The organism is Rathayibacter sp. AY1A5, assembly GCF_002930875.1.
Classification (GTDB): domain Bacteria; phylum Actinomycetota; class Actinomycetes; order Actinomycetales; family Microbacteriaceae; genus Rathayibacter.
On record NZ_PSTM01000023.1, the window covers coordinates 33,038 to 47,365 of the forward strand.

Below are 14,328 nucleotides of genomic sequence, written 5' to 3' on the forward strand. Positions count from 1 at the left end.
CGATCCGCTTTCCGGGGAATGCCGCGGCGAGCCTCTCCTCCTCCCTCCGGAAAGGACGACGATGACCCGCGAACCGGAAGTCCTCAGAGTGCTCGGACTGTTCCTCAAGCACCCGACACTGCGCCTGGCTCCGGGCGAGCCCTTCGCCCGCGGGAGGCTGCCGTACCGGGCCGACCTCCTCCGGGACGACTCGACGCGGCTCCTCGTCCCCGGTCACGCGTCTCGGCCCGCGCACGTGAAGCTGCGCGACGTCGTGGAGCACCGCACGGGGCTGAACGTGGACACGCAGCTGCGCGCGCTCCGGGCGGTCCGCTCGGCCGACACGGTGCTCTGCGTGCTCGAGCCGGAGGCGGGCCTCCCCGCGCTGCTCCGGCGCGCGCGGCTCGGGCCGTACGGCCGCACGCCGCTCGTGGTCCTCTCCTGCTGGTGGGCGGAGGAGCTGCTCACCGGCTCGCCGCAGCGGCGCCGACAGGTGGTCCGGCTGCTTCAGGGGGTCGACCGGCTCGTCGTGCTCAGCGAGAACCAGCGCGAGGTCTTCGCCCGCCACGGCGTCGACGAGCGGCGGATCGCACCGGTGCTCTTCGGGGTCGACTCCGACTACTACCGGCCCGTTCCGCCGCGTCCGAAGCGGTTCGAGGTGCTCGCCGTCGGGGTCGACCGCGGGCGCGACTTCGATTCGCTGGTCGCCGCCGCCGAGCGCCTGCCGCACCGGCGGTTCGACATCGTGACCACTCCTGCGCGGCGGCCGTCCCGGGCGCTGCCGGCCAACGTCGTCCTGCACGATCCCGTCCCGGTCGGTCGGCACCGCGACAACCTGCGCGACGCCGAGCTCGTCGTCGTCACCAGCCACGACCTCGCCTACCCGACGGGCCAGAGCGTCCTGCTGGAGGCCTCCGGCTGCGGGACCTGCACGGCGGTCACCGCGAGCGCCGCGATGACCGGCTACGTCCACGACGGCGAGACGTCCTTCTCGCTGCCCCTGCACGACCCGGCGGGGATCGCGGCGGTGCTGGAGGCGGTGCTGAGCGACGACGGGAAGCGGGCCGAGGTCGCCCGCGCGGGCCGGGAGCGGGTGCTGGCCGAGCTGAACGCGCGGCACATGTGGGCGGGCGTCCGCGCCATCCTCCGCGACGCGGTCCGCGAGCGCGGCCGGGGCTGAGCAGCGGTCGGCCGGGGCAACACCAGGCGACCTCCGCCCCACCGGGAAGCGCCCGCCGACCGGGACCTCCGCGCCCCGGACCCGCGGATCCGCGCCGGATCGGGCGGGCGCGGGAGGCGCTACTCCGGCGGCAGAGCGCGGGCGCGGGCGGACTCCTCCGCGAGCAGAGCGAGACCCGCGCCGATCACGACGAACGAGATCGGGGCGAAGAACACCTCGCCCAGCTGCGTCGCACACAGCAGCACCAGGATGCTCGCCGCGCCGACCGCGTGCCCCGGGCGGCTCCCGGCCCCGGCGGCCGTCGTCGCGAAGCCGGCCACGAGCACGGTGCCGACGACGCCGACGAGCAGCACGACGCCGCCCTCGGCTATCAGCGCCAGGTAGGAGTTGTGGAAGAACCAGTCGATCCCGTCGACCCGCGCGGTCGCCTCTCCGAGCCCGGAGCCGGTCCACGGCGAGAGCGCCACCTTGTCGACCGAGGCGTCGAGGATGCGGGCGCGCAGGGCGTCGGAGCCGGCCCGCTCCACCCCGTAGCCGCCGGCCGTCGCCAGGTTCCGCTCGGCCCAGAGGAACAGCAGGACGAGGCCGCCGCCGAGGAGCGCGCGGAAGAGCAGGCGCAGGTACGGCGCCGCGACGAGCCACACGAGCGCGCAGGCGTAGGCCGCCATGGACGTGCGGGAGTCGGTGGCGACGACCGCGGCGGCCCCGAGCGCGAGCACGCCGACCCGCAGCCACAGCCGCGAGCTGAGCGCCGAGACCAGCAGCGCCGCCGCTCCGTAGACGAGACCGGCCACGTTCTTGTCCTGCAGGTAGCCGGTCAGGGCGCCCTGGTAGCTGTCCGGGGCGAGTCCCGCGACGAACAGCACGGCGTTCAGCGACAGCGCCGCGGCGAGTCCTTTGAGCCCCGAGACCACGTCGATCCGCCCGCTCGCGAGGAAGCCCGCGGCGAGCATGACGAGCGCGATGTTCGCCGCCCGGCGCAGGGCGTCGAGGCCGTCGAAGGACGAGCCGGCGAGGACGAAGGCGAGCAGGGCGAGGCACAGCCACGGGTACCAGGCGGCCCGTCCGAGACGGCGGGTGGGCCGCCGGAAGAGGCTGACGAGGACCAGGGCGGCCAGCGCCGTCTGGGCCAGCGGGACGCTCCCCGGGAGGAAGGGGGTGGGGAGCCGGTAGACCAGGAGGCCCATCAGGACGGCATCGAGTATCCGAGCGGAATGTGCTATCGGAAAGGCCTCGTGAACGAGCGGGGAACGCCTCTCGACGACGATCTCTCCCCCTGGCGCGGACATGTCGTCATCCTCGCAGAAAGGGCCTCCCGAGGGGTCGGGGACCGCCTAGGGAAAGGCGCTCCGCATTGCTAGCGTGACCGACACCTCAGCATCGTCGTGCGGCGCATGCGCGGCACGCAGAAAGGTGCGCAGTGACTGTCGTCGATCTCATCGCATTCATCCGGCGGAACTGGCGGACCCTCGTGGGCGCCGTGCTCGTCGGAGCTCTGGCGATGGCCGCCTTCTCGTTCCTCACTCCGAAGGTCTACGAGTCGAGCTCGGCCGGATTCGTGATCGCCGCGAGCGACGGCAGCTCGGCCGATGCGATCAGCGGGTCGCAGACCGCGGTGACCCGGGCGAACGCCTACCTGCCGCTGATCTCGAGCAGCGCCGTCTCCGAGCGGATCGAGGCCGACCCGGAGGCGAACCCCGGCGGAGAGGCCCTGAGCGGCCGCCTCACCGCGAGGGTCGCTCCGGGCAGCACCCTGATCGAGGTCACCGCCGCGGCCGGGACCGCGCAGAACGCCGCAGCCCTGGCCAACGGGGCGCTCGCGGCGCTGGCGGCCGTCATCACCGACATCGAGACGCAGTCCACCGCCGACCGCACACCGCAGATCACCGTCGTCCCGCTCGAGAACGCGGAGCCGCCCGCCGCTCCGACGAGCCCCGACTGGGTGCGGAACATCCTGCTCGGCGCCCTGGGCGGCCTGGTGCTCGGCTTCGGTCTCGCCTTCCTCCGCCGGGCCCTCGACATCCGCGTGCGGACCGTCGACGACCTCACCGAGCTCTTCGGCGTCGGCGTCCTCGGGCGCATCCCCAAGGCCGGACGCCCGGGCCGGACCGGCGGCCGCCGCGGCACCGACGCGCTCACCGCGGAGGCGTTCCGCTCGCTCCGGACGGGCCTGCGCTTCTCCAGCGTCGACGAGGAGACGCGCAGCGTCGTGATCACCAGCGCCAACCAGGCCGAGGGCAAGTCCACGATCGCCGCCGGACTGGCCCGCGTCACCGCGGAGTCCGGGCAGCGCACCCTCCTGGTCGACGCGGACCTCCGCCGGCCCTCCGTGGCGCGGATGCTGGACATCGACGGCGCCATCGGCCTCAGCGAGGTCCTCAGTCACCAGATCCCCGTGGACGACGCGATCCGCCCCACCGGCACCGCGGGCCTCTACGCCCTCCCGGCCGGGCACATCCCGCCGAACCCGTCCGAGATGCTCGGCTCCGAGGCGATGCGCGCCCTGGTCGCGCGCCTCTCGAAGGACTACTTCGTCATCATCGACGCGCCGCCCGTGCTGCCCGTCACCGACGCCTCCATCGTCGCGACCGTCGTCGACGGCGTCGTCTTCGTCGTCGCTTCGAACCAGACGCACCGGCCCGAGGTGGTCGCCGCCCGGCGGATCGTCCAGCAGGTCCGCGCCCGCGTGCTCGGCACCGTGCTCAACATGGTCACCGCCCGCGACGGCGACACCGGGTACTACTACTACGACCGCAAGAACGCGTACTACGCCGAGCCGCAGCCGGCGACGGGGCGCAAGCGCGCGGCGGCGGCACCGCGCCGGTCCGAGCTCGCCCCGGTGGAGTCGCGGGCCCTGCCTCCGCAGACGTCCCGCCGGGCGGCTCGATGAGCGGGCGCCTGCTCCTGCTCTGCCATGCGAACGTGGCCCGGTCGCCCTCGGCCGAGCTGATCGCGGCGCGCCTGCTCGGCGCCGGCTCCGACTGGCGGGTCGAGAGCGCGGGAACGCACGCGGAGGCCGGCCGCGGGATCGACCCCGAGCTCAGCGATGCGCTGCGGGCCCGCGGACTCTCCACGGCCGGGCACCGCGCGCGCCAGGCCGACGGCCGGATGCTCGCCGGCACCGATCCCGTGCTGGTGTTCGAGGCGGGCCAGCGGGAGTGGGTCACCCGCCACTTCCCGGCCGCCGCGCGCCGCACCACCACGGTCCGCCGGGCGGCGCGGCTGGCGGGAGCCGCCCCCGGCGTCCCGCTCCTGCGACTGCTCGCCGACGACACCGCCCCCTACGGCGCCGAGGACGACTTCGCCGACCCGTTCGGGCGCGGACCGGACGTCGCCGCGGCGGCCGTCGAGGACATCGACGCCCTGCTCCGGGTGATCCTCCCCGCTCTCGGCGCTCTGCCCGTCGGCGCGGAGCCCCCGGCCGCCACCGTCCGGAGCACCCGCCGCTCGCTCCGCCGGGACCGCGCCGCCGAGACGGTCGCGAGGTGACCGCCGAGGGGGTGAGCGTCGTGATCCCGCACTACGGCGACCCCGCGCCCGCGCTCGCCCTCGTCGAGCGGCTCCGCAGCCAGGAGTCGCCCCCCGCCCTCGAGATCGTCGTCGTCGACGACGCCTCCCCGGTCCCGTTCCCGGCCGGGATCGACGGAGTGGAGGTCGTGCGGCGCGAGCGGAACGGCGGCTTCGGCGCCGCGGTGAACACGGGCGCCGCCCGGGCGCGCCACCCGCTGCTCCTGGTGCTCAACAGCGACCTCGTCGTCGGGCCCTCCTTCCTCTGCGACCTGCTCGAGGCGGGACGGCCGTGGCTGCCCGCGGTCGTCGCTCCGGACCTCGTCGACGCGGGCGGGGAGCGGCAGTGGGTCGGCCGGCGCTTCCCGCGGCTGCGCCACTACGTCGTGGAGTGGCTCACTCCGCTCGCGCGCTGGCGCCCGCGGCTGCACGCCGCCGTCGGCCACGACACCCGGTGCGCCCCGGGCGCGACGGTGCCGGTGGACTGGGTGGTGGGCGCCGTGATGCTGCTGCCGGTGGCCGAGTTCCGCGCGGTCGGCGGGTTCGACGAGTCCTTCCACATGAACTGCGAGGAGGTCGACCTCCAGCGCCGGCTGCGCGAGCGCGGCGTGCCCTCGGTCTTCGCCGGCTCCGTCGTCGCCGAGCACACGGGAGGCGGCTCCTCCGACCCCGCGCGCCGGCTGGTCTGGCTGGTCGCCTCGCGCCTGCGCTACGCCCGCAAGTGGGGCGGACGCCCCGCCGCCCTCGCCGCGGCCCTGCGCGCCGCCTCCGCCGTGAACCTCGCCGCCAACGCGGTGCGCGCCGCCGCCGGCAGCGACGTGCGCCCGCTGGCCGTCCTCCGGCGCGAGCTCCGGCTCGTCGCCGCCGCCGAGGCGGCGTCCCGGTGAGCGGGCCCGTGCTCGTGGTGAGCCCGGTCTTCCACGGCTACTGGGAGGCGCTCGAGTCGGCGCTGGCCCACCTGGGCGACGACGTGGTCGTCCACCGCTACGACGCCGCGACCGGGCTGGCCCACGTGCGCGACGCCCTCGGCCACCGGCTCCCCGGGGGCCGGCTCCGGCGCTCGTCGATGCGCGCCGAGACCGACCGTGCGATCGCGGCGCTGCGCGCCGTCCGGCCCCGGGCCGTCCTCGTGGTGAAGGGCGACTCCCTCGGCGACGCCTGGTGGGAGGAGGTCGGCCGCGCCGGCGTCCCCGTGGTGCTCTGGCTCTACGACGAGCTCCGCAACATGGGGCACCCCGTGGACCGCCTGCGCTCCCTCGCCGGGGAGGCGGTGTCGATCGTCAGCTACTCCGCCGCCGACGTCGCCGAGCTCGCCCGCGCGGGGGTTCCGGCCGGGCACCTGCCCGACGCCTTCGACTCCCTCCTCTCCTTCCGCCCCCGCCCCTCCGCCGCTGTGACCTTCGTCGGCGCCCGCTACCCCGAGCGCGAGCGCGTGCTGCGGGAGCTCGCGGCCGGCGGTGTCGCGGTCGAGGCGTACGGGCGGCAGTGGTCGCGGCACCCCTGGGACGTGGCGCGCACCGGCCGCTGGCGCTCGGCCGGCGTCCCCGCCCGCCGCGACGTCCCGCGGGCGGGCTACTACGGAGTGATGGCCGGCTCGACCGCGACCCTGGCTCTGCACGGCGCGGGCCACGGCGGACTCTCGATGCGCGCCTTCGAGGCGCCGGGCGTCGGGGCGCTGACCCTGATCGACCGGCCCGAGGTGGCGGAGTTCTACGAGGTGGGCAGCGAGGTGCTCGTCTTCGAGGAGCGCGACCAGCTCGTCGAGCACGTGCGGCGGGCGGGCGCGGACCCCTCGTGGGCGCGGCGCATCCGCGAGGCGGGCGCGCGCCGCACCGGCGCCGAGCACACCTTCGTGCACCGGATGCGGGAGGTGAGGGCCCTGTGGCGCTGACGCACCCGACCGACCTGGAGGCCTGGCGCCGCTGGCAGCGCGGCCGCGACCCGCTGCGCACCGCCCGGGCGGCGCTGCGGGGCTCCGAGCCGACCCGCCTGGTGCTGCACGTGCGCGGCGACCGGCCCGCGGTCCTGCTCGCGGTGGAGGCGTCGACGGCGAGCGCCCTCGCTTCGACCGCGGCCTCGCTCGCTCCTCTCGGCGGGGCTCCGGCGGCGGTCCTCGCTCCCTCCGGAGCCGGCGACGCGCTGTCCGGGCTGCTGCCGGGCCGCTGGAGTGCGCACCCGGTCGACCCGGAGGCGGACCCGCCCGCCGAGCTGCGGGGCCTCCGCGCCGTGATCGCCACCGGCCACTTCCTCGCGGCGGGAGCGGCCGCCCACCGCTGGTCCGGAATCCTCGGCGCCCGCTTCCTGGTCGTGCAGCACGGCCTGCTCACCCCCTCCGCCCCGCCGCTCCCGCCCGGAGCGACGCTGCTGGCGTTCTCGGAGGAGGACGCGGCCTTCTGGACCTCCGGCCGCAGCGACGTGGAGACCGAGGTCGTCGGCAGCCAGCTGCTCTGGACCGCGTCGCGCCGCCCGCGCCCCGAGCGGCTCGAGGAGCGGCCCCTGTTCCTCGGCCAGCTGCACGGCGCGGAGCTGCCCCGGCGGACGGCCGCGGCCACCGCCTCCCGCTTCTGCCGCGAGGCGGGCGCCGACTACCGCCCCCACCCCGCCGAGGTCGACCGCCGCTCGCGCTGGCAGCACGCGCGGTGGGAGCGCCGCGGCATCCGGGTGCTCCGCGGCGGCGACCTCGCCGCGCAGGGCCGGCCGGTCGCCTCGATCTTCTCGACCGGGGTCCTGGAGGCCGCGGCCGCCGGGATCCCCGCGTGGGTCGTCTGCGAGGACCCGCCCGCCTGGGTGCTCGAGTTCTGGAGCCGGTACCGGCTCGCGCGCTGGGGCGGGGAGACGCCGACCGCGGCTCCGCCCGTCCCGTCCGTCGAGCCGGCCGTCGCCGTCGCCCGCCGGGCACTCGCCATCGCCGAAGGAGGCACCCCGTGACCGTTCTCTGCGTCATCCCCGTGCGCGGGGGCTCGAAGGGCGTCCCGCGCAAGAACGCCCGCCCCGTCGCGGGCCGCCCGCTGGTGGTCTGGAGCATCGAGCAGGCGCTCGCTGCCGGACTCGACGTGCTCGTGTCGACCGACGACCCCGAGCTGGCCGCGATCGCGGAGGGGGCGGGAGCGGACGTGCCGTTCCTCCGGCCCGCCGAGCTGGCGCGCGACGAGACGGCGACCGAGCCCGTCGTGCTCCACGCGATCGAGCACCGGGCCGCGCTGGGTCGCCGCCCGGACGCGGTGATGCTGCTCCAGGCGACCTCGCCGATCCGGCTCCCGGGCACCCTCGCCCGCGCGCTCGAGCAGTTCGCCTCGACGGGGGTCGACTCGCTGGTGGGCGTCGTCCCGCAGACGCCGTTCCTCTGGCGGCTGAAGGAGGGGGCCGCCGTGCCGCAGTACGACGTCACGGCCCGGCCGCGGCGCCAGGACCTCGCCGAGGCCGACTTCTTCTACCGCGAGACCGGGTCCCTCTACCTCACCCGCACCGAGGTCTACGAGCGCGAGCGCAACCGGATCGGCGGCCGGGTCGGCCTGTTCGTCATGGACGAGGCGGAGGGCGGGGACATCGACACCGAGGCGGACCTCGCGGTGGTCGAGCAGACCCTCCTCGGCCTGTCGGCGGGAGGCGGCGCATGATCATCGACCGGCACCTCGCCCCGTTCATCGTCTTCGCCGAGGACCCGGTGCTCACCGCGCTGGCCAAGATCAACGCGAACAAGCAGCGGATCGTCTTCTGCGTCGACGGGCACGGGATCCTCCGCGGGTCGGTGTCCGACGGGGACTTCCGCCGCTGGATCATCGCGAACCCGACGGCCTCCCTCGACGTCCCGGCCCTCGCCGTCGCGAACACCGCCGTCCGCACGGCGGGAGCGGACGAGCCGGCCACCGCGATCGCCGCCCGGCTCGGCCGCGACGGGATCAGCCACCTCCCGCTCGTCGACGACCGCGGGCACCTCGTCGCGATCGCGGTCGAGGGCGACCGGGCGCTGCGGATCGGCCGCCACGAGGTGGGCGACGGCCACCCGGCCTTCCTGATCGCGGAGATCGGCAACAACCACAACGGATCGGTCGATCTGGCGCGGCGGCTGGTCGACCTCGCGGTCGAGGCGGGCGCCGACGCGGTGAAGTTCCAGCTGCGCGACCTCGACTCCCTCTACCGGCGCGCCGGCGGGGCCACCGCGGGGGAGGACCTCGGCGCCCAGTACACGATCGACCTCCTGCGCCGCTTCTCGCTGCCCGCCGAGCCGCTCCTCCGGGTCTTCGACCACGCGGCCGAGGCCGGGATCGACGTCCTCTGCACCCCGTGGGACGCCCCGAGCGTGCAGGCGCTCGTCGACTACGGGATCCCGGGCCTCAAGATCGCCTCGGCGGACCTCACCAACCACGGCCTGATCGAGGACGCCGGCACCCGGGGCCTGCCCCTGCTGCTCAGCACCGGGATGTCCCGCGAGTCCGAGATCCTCGAGTCGGTCGCGCTGCTGCGCTCGCTCGGCACCTCCTTCGCCCTGCTGCACACCCAGTCGACGTACCCGGCGCCCTACCGCGACCTCAACCTCGCCTACCTCGACCGGCTCGCCGAGATCGGCGGCGGCGTCGTCGGCTACTCCGGCCACGAGCGGGGCTGGCACGTCCCCGTCGCCGCCGTCGCCCGCGGGGCCCGCATCGTCGAGAAGCACTTCACGGTCGACCGGGGGATGGAGGGCAACGACCACACGGTGTCCCTGCTCCCGGACGAGTTCCGCCGCATGGTCGGCGAGATCCGCGACATCGAGGACTCGCTCGGCACGCGCGAGGCCCGATCGGTCTCGACGGGGGAGTCGATGAACCGCGTCTCGCTCGCGAAGTCGCTGGTCGCCTCCCGCGACCTCTCGATCGGGGACGTGGTGCGCGCCGCCGACGTCGTCGTCCGCAGCCCCGGCCGGGGCCTCCAGCCCAACGAGCTGCCGCAGCTGCTCGGCCGCGCGCTCCACCGCGACGTCGAGGAGGGCGGGTTCTTCTTCGCCGGCGACCTGCGCGAGAGCACGCCGTCCGGCCGGCCGTTCCGGTTCCGCCGCCCCTGGGGCCTGCCGGTGCGGTACCACGACCACGCGGCGCTCGCCGCGGAGTCGAACGCCGACTTCCTCGAGTTCCACTTCTCGTACCGCGACCTGGAGATCGAGCCGGACGACGTGTTCACCCGCCGCCTCGACTCCGGCTTCACCACCCACCTGCCGGACCTGTTCGCGGGCGACTTCCTCGTCGACCTCGCCTCCTTCGACGACGACGTGTGGGAGCGCTCGATCGCGGAGGTGCAGCGCACCGTCGAGACCACCCGGAGCCTCGCGCGCTGGTTCCGCCAGGAGGAGGACCCGATGATGGTCGTCACGATGGGCGGCTTCACCCGGCACGCGCACGTGGCTCCGGATCAGCGCGCTCCCCTCTACGAGCGCGTCGCCGACGCCCTCGAGCGGATCGACGCGAGCGGCGTCCGCGTGCTGGCGCAGACCCTCCCGCCCTACCCGTGGCTCATGGGCGGGCAGCAGTTCCACAACCTCTTCGTGGACCCGCGCGACACCGCCGAGTTCGCGGCCGCGACCGGCACGCCGCTCTGCCTCGACGCCTCGCACACCAAGCTCGCAGCGAACCACCTCGGGCTCGCCTTCTCGGAGGCGGTGGCGCTGCTCGCTCCGCTCAGCGCGCACCTGCACCTCGTCGACGCGACGGGTGTCGACGGCGAGGGGGTGCAGATCGGCGAGGGCGAGATCGACTGGCCGGACTTCGCGGCGTCGCTCGACGAGCTGGCGCCCGGGGTGCCGTTCATCCCCGAGATCTGGCAGGGGCACGTCAACAGCGGCGAGGGCTTCTGGACCGCGCTCGAGCGGCTGGAGGAGTGGCTGTGACCCCGCTCGCGCTCTGGGCGGTGCCGGTCGGCGAGTTCGGCGGGGTGGCCCGCCACGTCCTCGACGCCGCCCGGCACGGGATCCCCGGCCACCGCCTCGTCGTGCTCTGCCCGGAGGGAGCGCTCGCCGAGCGGCTGCGGGAGCAGGGCTCGGCCGTGACGACCGGGCGCTTCGGAGCGTCCGCCGGCGCCGCCGCCTCCGTGGCGACCCTGCGCGCGACCGCGGCGGCTCTCCGCCCGGCGGTCGTCCACTCCCACCTCGCCCACGCCGACCTCGTGACCGCGGCGACCCCGCTGCCCCGCGGGGTCCGCCGCGTCACGACGGAGCACGGCATCGCCGGGCCCGACGTCTACCACCGCACCGCACTGCGGGCGCGGACGACCGCGGCGGCGCACCACGCGCGGCTGCGGTCGTTCCACGGCGCGATCGCCGTCTCGGAGGCCACCCGCCGCACCATGATCGAGAAGTGGCGGCCGAGCCTGCCGGTGCAGGTCGTGCTGAACGGAGTCGACGCCGCGCCCCGCGACCGCGAGCCGGGGGAGCCGGGCTCCCTCCGGGTCCTCTCGCTCGCGCGCCTGGCGCCGGAGAAGCGCCTGGACGCGCTGCTCGAGGCCTTCGCGGTGCTGCACCGGCGCGTCCCCGGCGCCACGCTGACCGTCGCGGGCGAGGGACCGCTCGACGGCGCCCTGCGCGCCCGGGCCGAGCGGCTCGGCCTCGGCGACGCGGTGTCCTTCCCCGGCTTCGCCGATCCGGAGGCGGCGCTCGCCGCGGCGGACGTCGTCGCCCAGCTCTCGGTCTGGGAGAACTGCTCCTACACGCTGCTCGATGCGGCCGCCCGCGGGATCGGCGTGGTCGCCTCCGCGGTGGGCGGGAACCCCGAGATCGTCGAGCGGGACTCGCTGGTCGACGCCGACGACCCGGAGGCGGTGGCCGCGGCGCTGGAGCGGCAGGCGTCGAGGGCCGCGGCTCCTCGTGCCGTGCGGGACGTCTCCGCCATGTGCGGCGGGATCGCCGCCGTGTACGAGGGGGTGGCGGCGTGAGCGGCGGGTCCCTGCGACCGGGGCTGCGCACCCTCCTCTCGCTGGCCGGCGCCGCCTCTCCGGGGTGGATCACCGCCGCCGTCGCGGGCTCCCTCGCGCTCGCGGTCCTCGACACCCTGGGCGTCGCCGCGATGGTGCCGCTCATGGCGCTGCTCACCGGGACCGACACCACCACGGGCGCGCTCGGCGTCCTCTCCGGCGTCCTCGGCTCGACGGACGTCCAGACCCTCCTCCCGATCATCGCCGGCTTCGTCGCGGTCGTCTTCGTGCTCAAGAGCGCCGGGACGATCGTCTTCCGGTGGTGGCTGCTCGGCCGCACCACGCGGATCTCGGCCGACGCTGCGACGGAGCTGCTGCGGCGGTACGTCCTCGCGCCCTACGCCGTCCACCGCTCCCGGCGCCTCGCCGAGGTGTACCGGACCATCAACGACGCCAGCGCGCAGGCGGCCGGCGTGCTGCTCGGCGTGATCGGCATCGCCTCCGACCTGCTGGTGCTCGTCGCGATCGTGGCGATCCTGCTGGTCGCCTCGCCGGTCGCGACCCTGTTCGCGGCCGTCTTCTTCGCGGTGCTGCTCGGCGGCGTCCAGGCCCTCCTGCGGCGGCGGCAGGGCCGGATCGGCGAGGAGATGGCGGAGGCGGCGCTGGAGTCGTGGCAGTTCCTGCTCCCCTCGCTCGACGGGTTCCGCGAGGCGCGCCTCACGTCGAGCGCGGCGAGCCTGGTCGCCGGCTTCAGCGGGGCCAAGCGCCGCAGCGCCCAGGCTCTGCGCTCCCTCTCGCTCGTCTCGGAGCTGCCGAAGTACCTGCTCGAGATCGGCTTCGTCGTCGCCGTCGTGGGCGTCTCGGGGATCCTCGTCACCACCGGCTCCGGCGCCGAGGCGCTCTCCGTCCTGGGCGTCTTCGCGGCCGCCTCCCTCCGCGCCCTGCCGACGCTCAACCGCGTCTCGGCCACGTTCGCGATCGTGCGCAGCGGGCAGGCGGGGCTGCGGATCGTCTCCGAGGCGGCCGAGGAGCTCGCCTCCGAGGGGGCGCACGACGAGACGCCCGGGCCGGGCGGCCGCTACTCCGGCGACATCGCGCTCGAGCACGTCACGTACCGCTACGCCGACTCCGACGTGGACGTGGTGCGGGACGTCTCGCTGGTGATCCAGCGGAACGCCACGACCGCCTTCGTCGGATCCAGCGGCGCCGGCAAGAGCACCCTCCTCGACCTGGTCCTCGGCCTGCTCCCGCCCACGAGCGGCCGGATCCTCTGCGGCGGGCGGCCGATCGACGAGGACCCGGCGGCCTGGTACGCGGGGCTCGGCGTGGTGCCGCAGGACGTGTTCCTCCTGGACGCGACCGTCGCCGCGAACGTCGCCTTCGGGGTGCCGGCGGCCGAGGTCGACCACGGGCGCGTGCGCGAGGTGCTGCGGACGGCGCAGCTCGAGGAGTTCGTCGGCGGGCTGCCGCAGGGTCTGGACACCCGCGTGGGCGAGCGCGGCGTCCGCCTCTCCGGCGGCCAGCGCCAGCGGCTCGGCCTCGCCCGGGCGCTGTACCGGCGCCCCTCGGTCCTCGTCCTCGACGAGGCGACCTCGGCGCTCGACAACCGCACGGAGCACGAGATCTCGCGGGCCGTCGCCGAGCTGCACGGCAGCATGACCGTCCTCGTGGTCGCCCACCGGCTCTCGACCGTGCGCGGCGCCGACCGGCTGCTCTTCCTCGACGGCGGCAGGATCGAGGGGGCCGGCACCTTCGAGGAGGTGCGGGCCGCGCACCCCGGCTTCGCCCAGCTCGTGGCGCTCGGAGAGCTCTCGTGAGCGGGGGAGGCCCGCGGTGGTGACGCTCGGCGACGTCCGCTCGACGCTGCTGGCGCCCCTCCGCCGACGGGGCACGACGGTGCTGCTGCCCGGCGAGTCGTTCGGGGTCGGGAACCTCGCCTACTTCTGGCTGCAGGCCCACGCCCGTCGGAGCCGCGGGGTGCCGACCGCGGTGCGCGCGACGCGGCGGACCGCGGAGTGGGCGGAGGTCTTCCCGCGGGTCGTCGAGGAGCTCGTGGTGCCCCCGGCGGGGATGTCGTTCTTCAGCCCCCGCGAGCTCGGGAGCGTCCACCAGGATTTCGGCGTGGAGTTCACGGCGGACGAGCTGGCGGACTTCGTCGCGACGATGCTGCTCCCGCCCGGCGGCCCCTTCACCGCTCTGGTGGCGGCGGCGCGACCGGAGGCGGACCTCACCGTGAACATCCGGCGCGGCGACTACTACAGCGTCCCGGCCTTCCGCGGCCGCTACTCCTTCGACGTGGTCGAGTACGTCGACGCGGCGCTCGCCCTGGCCCGCGAGCGGGAGCCCGTGCGCAGCGTCCTGATCGTGTCGGACGACCTCGACTGGTGCCGGGTGAAGCTGGCCCGCGTCCTCGAGGGCCTCGAGGTGCGCTTCCCGGGGGCGGGGACGCCGGTGCCGCAGCAGCTCGCCCTGCTGGCCGCGTCCCGCCGCCTGGTGCTGACGAACTCGACCTTCTCGTACTGGGGCGCGCATCTCGGCGACCACGTGCACGGCGGCGCCGAGGTGATCGCGCCGTGGTTCCACAGCCGCGCGTGGAACGGAGGGGCGGCGACGCAGCTCGACCCGCGCTGGCGGGTGGTCCGCGACCTCCCCGGCGGCTGGGACGGCTGACGCGGCGGGTCGGAGGCGGGCGGCGGCGACGGCCGGCTCGACGGACGGGACGGGCGGAGCCGCGGTCGGCGTCTCCCCGCCCCAGCGCGCGAGCCGGTACCGGCTCCAGAACT

12 protein-coding genes are annotated in these 14,328 nt (G+C 75.6%); 11 read left to right on the plus strand and 1 reads right to left on the minus strand.

The window, feature by feature from the left end; translation table 11 throughout:
- Window positions 1-61 precede the first annotated feature (61 nt).
- On the plus strand, window positions 62-1,159 hold the full coding sequence (locus C5B98_RS14250) for a glycosyltransferase family 4 protein (RefSeq protein ID WP_104273577.1): 1,098 nt from the start codon (window positions 62-64) through the stop codon (window positions 1,157-1,159).
- A gap of 119 nt (window positions 1,160-1,278) precedes the next feature.
- Here the strand turns inward: C5B98_RS14250 and C5B98_RS14255 are convergent, their stop codons facing one another.
- Complete coding sequence (locus C5B98_RS14255) at window positions 1,279-2,346, minus strand: O-antigen ligase family protein (RefSeq protein ID WP_104327960.1); 1,068 nt, start codon at window positions 2,344-2,346, stop codon at window positions 1,279-1,281.
- Between the two features lie 233 nt (window positions 2,347-2,579).
- Between C5B98_RS14255 and C5B98_RS14260 the strand changes: the two genes are divergently transcribed.
- Genes C5B98_RS14260 through C5B98_RS14305 form a run of 10 tightly spaced genes read left to right on the plus strand, consistent with a single transcriptional unit; the run spans window position 2,580 to window position 14,215 of the window.
- Window positions 2,580-4,049 (plus strand): polysaccharide biosynthesis tyrosine autokinase, encoded by a 1,470-nt coding sequence (locus C5B98_RS14260; RefSeq protein ID WP_104247947.1) that lies wholly within the window; start codon window positions 2,580-2,582, stop codon window positions 4,047-4,049.
- Entirely contained in the window at window positions 4,046-4,648 is a 603-nt protein-coding gene (locus C5B98_RS14265; protein ID WP_104224517.1) for a hypothetical protein, read from the plus strand. Before C5B98_RS14260 ends, C5B98_RS14265 begins: the two co-directional genes overlap by 4 nt.
- Window positions 4,645-5,553: a glycosyltransferase family 2 protein gene (locus C5B98_RS14270; protein WP_104273574.1), complete on the plus strand. Its 909-nt coding sequence runs from the start codon at window positions 4,645-4,647 to the stop codon at window positions 5,551-5,553. Before C5B98_RS14265 ends, C5B98_RS14270 begins: the two co-directional genes overlap by 4 nt.
- Window positions 5,550-6,557, plus strand: a complete 1,008-nt coding sequence (locus C5B98_RS14275; protein WP_104258156.1) for a glycosyltransferase — start codon at window positions 5,550-5,552, stop codon at window positions 6,555-6,557. The genes C5B98_RS14270 and C5B98_RS14275 overlap by 4 nt, the downstream gene beginning before the upstream one ends.
- Window positions 6,548-7,594, plus strand: a complete 1,047-nt coding sequence (locus tag C5B98_RS14280; RefSeq protein ID WP_104327961.1) for a hypothetical protein — start codon at window positions 6,548-6,550, stop codon at window positions 7,592-7,594. Before C5B98_RS14275 ends, C5B98_RS14280 begins: the two co-directional genes overlap by 10 nt.
- Window positions 7,591-8,283: a cytidylyltransferase domain-containing protein gene (locus tag C5B98_RS14285; RefSeq protein WP_104327962.1), complete on the plus strand. Its 693-nt coding sequence runs from the start codon at window positions 7,591-7,593 to the stop codon at window positions 8,281-8,283. Before C5B98_RS14280 ends, C5B98_RS14285 begins: the two co-directional genes overlap by 4 nt.
- Complete coding sequence (locus tag C5B98_RS14290; RefSeq protein WP_104327963.1) at window positions 8,280-10,526, plus strand: N-acetylneuraminate synthase family protein; 2,247 nt, start codon at window positions 8,280-8,282, stop codon at window positions 10,524-10,526. Before C5B98_RS14285 ends, C5B98_RS14290 begins: the two co-directional genes overlap by 4 nt.
- Entirely contained in the window at window positions 10,523-11,566 is a 1,044-nt protein-coding gene (locus C5B98_RS14295; RefSeq protein WP_104327964.1) for a glycosyltransferase family 4 protein, read from the plus strand. The genes C5B98_RS14290 and C5B98_RS14295 overlap by 4 nt, the downstream gene beginning before the upstream one ends.
- Window positions 11,563-13,362, plus strand: coding sequence for an ABC transporter ATP-binding protein (locus C5B98_RS14300; protein WP_104327965.1), 1,800 nt, complete (start codon window positions 11,563-11,565; stop codon window positions 13,360-13,362). The genes C5B98_RS14295 and C5B98_RS14300 overlap by 4 nt, the downstream gene beginning before the upstream one ends.
- A 16-nt stretch (window positions 13,363-13,378) precedes the next feature.
- The gene (locus tag C5B98_RS14305; protein ID WP_104327966.1) at window positions 13,379-14,215 is read left to right on the plus strand and encodes an alpha-1,2-fucosyltransferase; all 837 of its coding nucleotides are present in this window, start codon (window positions 13,379-13,381) and stop codon (window positions 14,213-14,215) included.
- The last annotated feature ends 113 nt before the right edge of the window (window positions 14,216-14,328 follow it).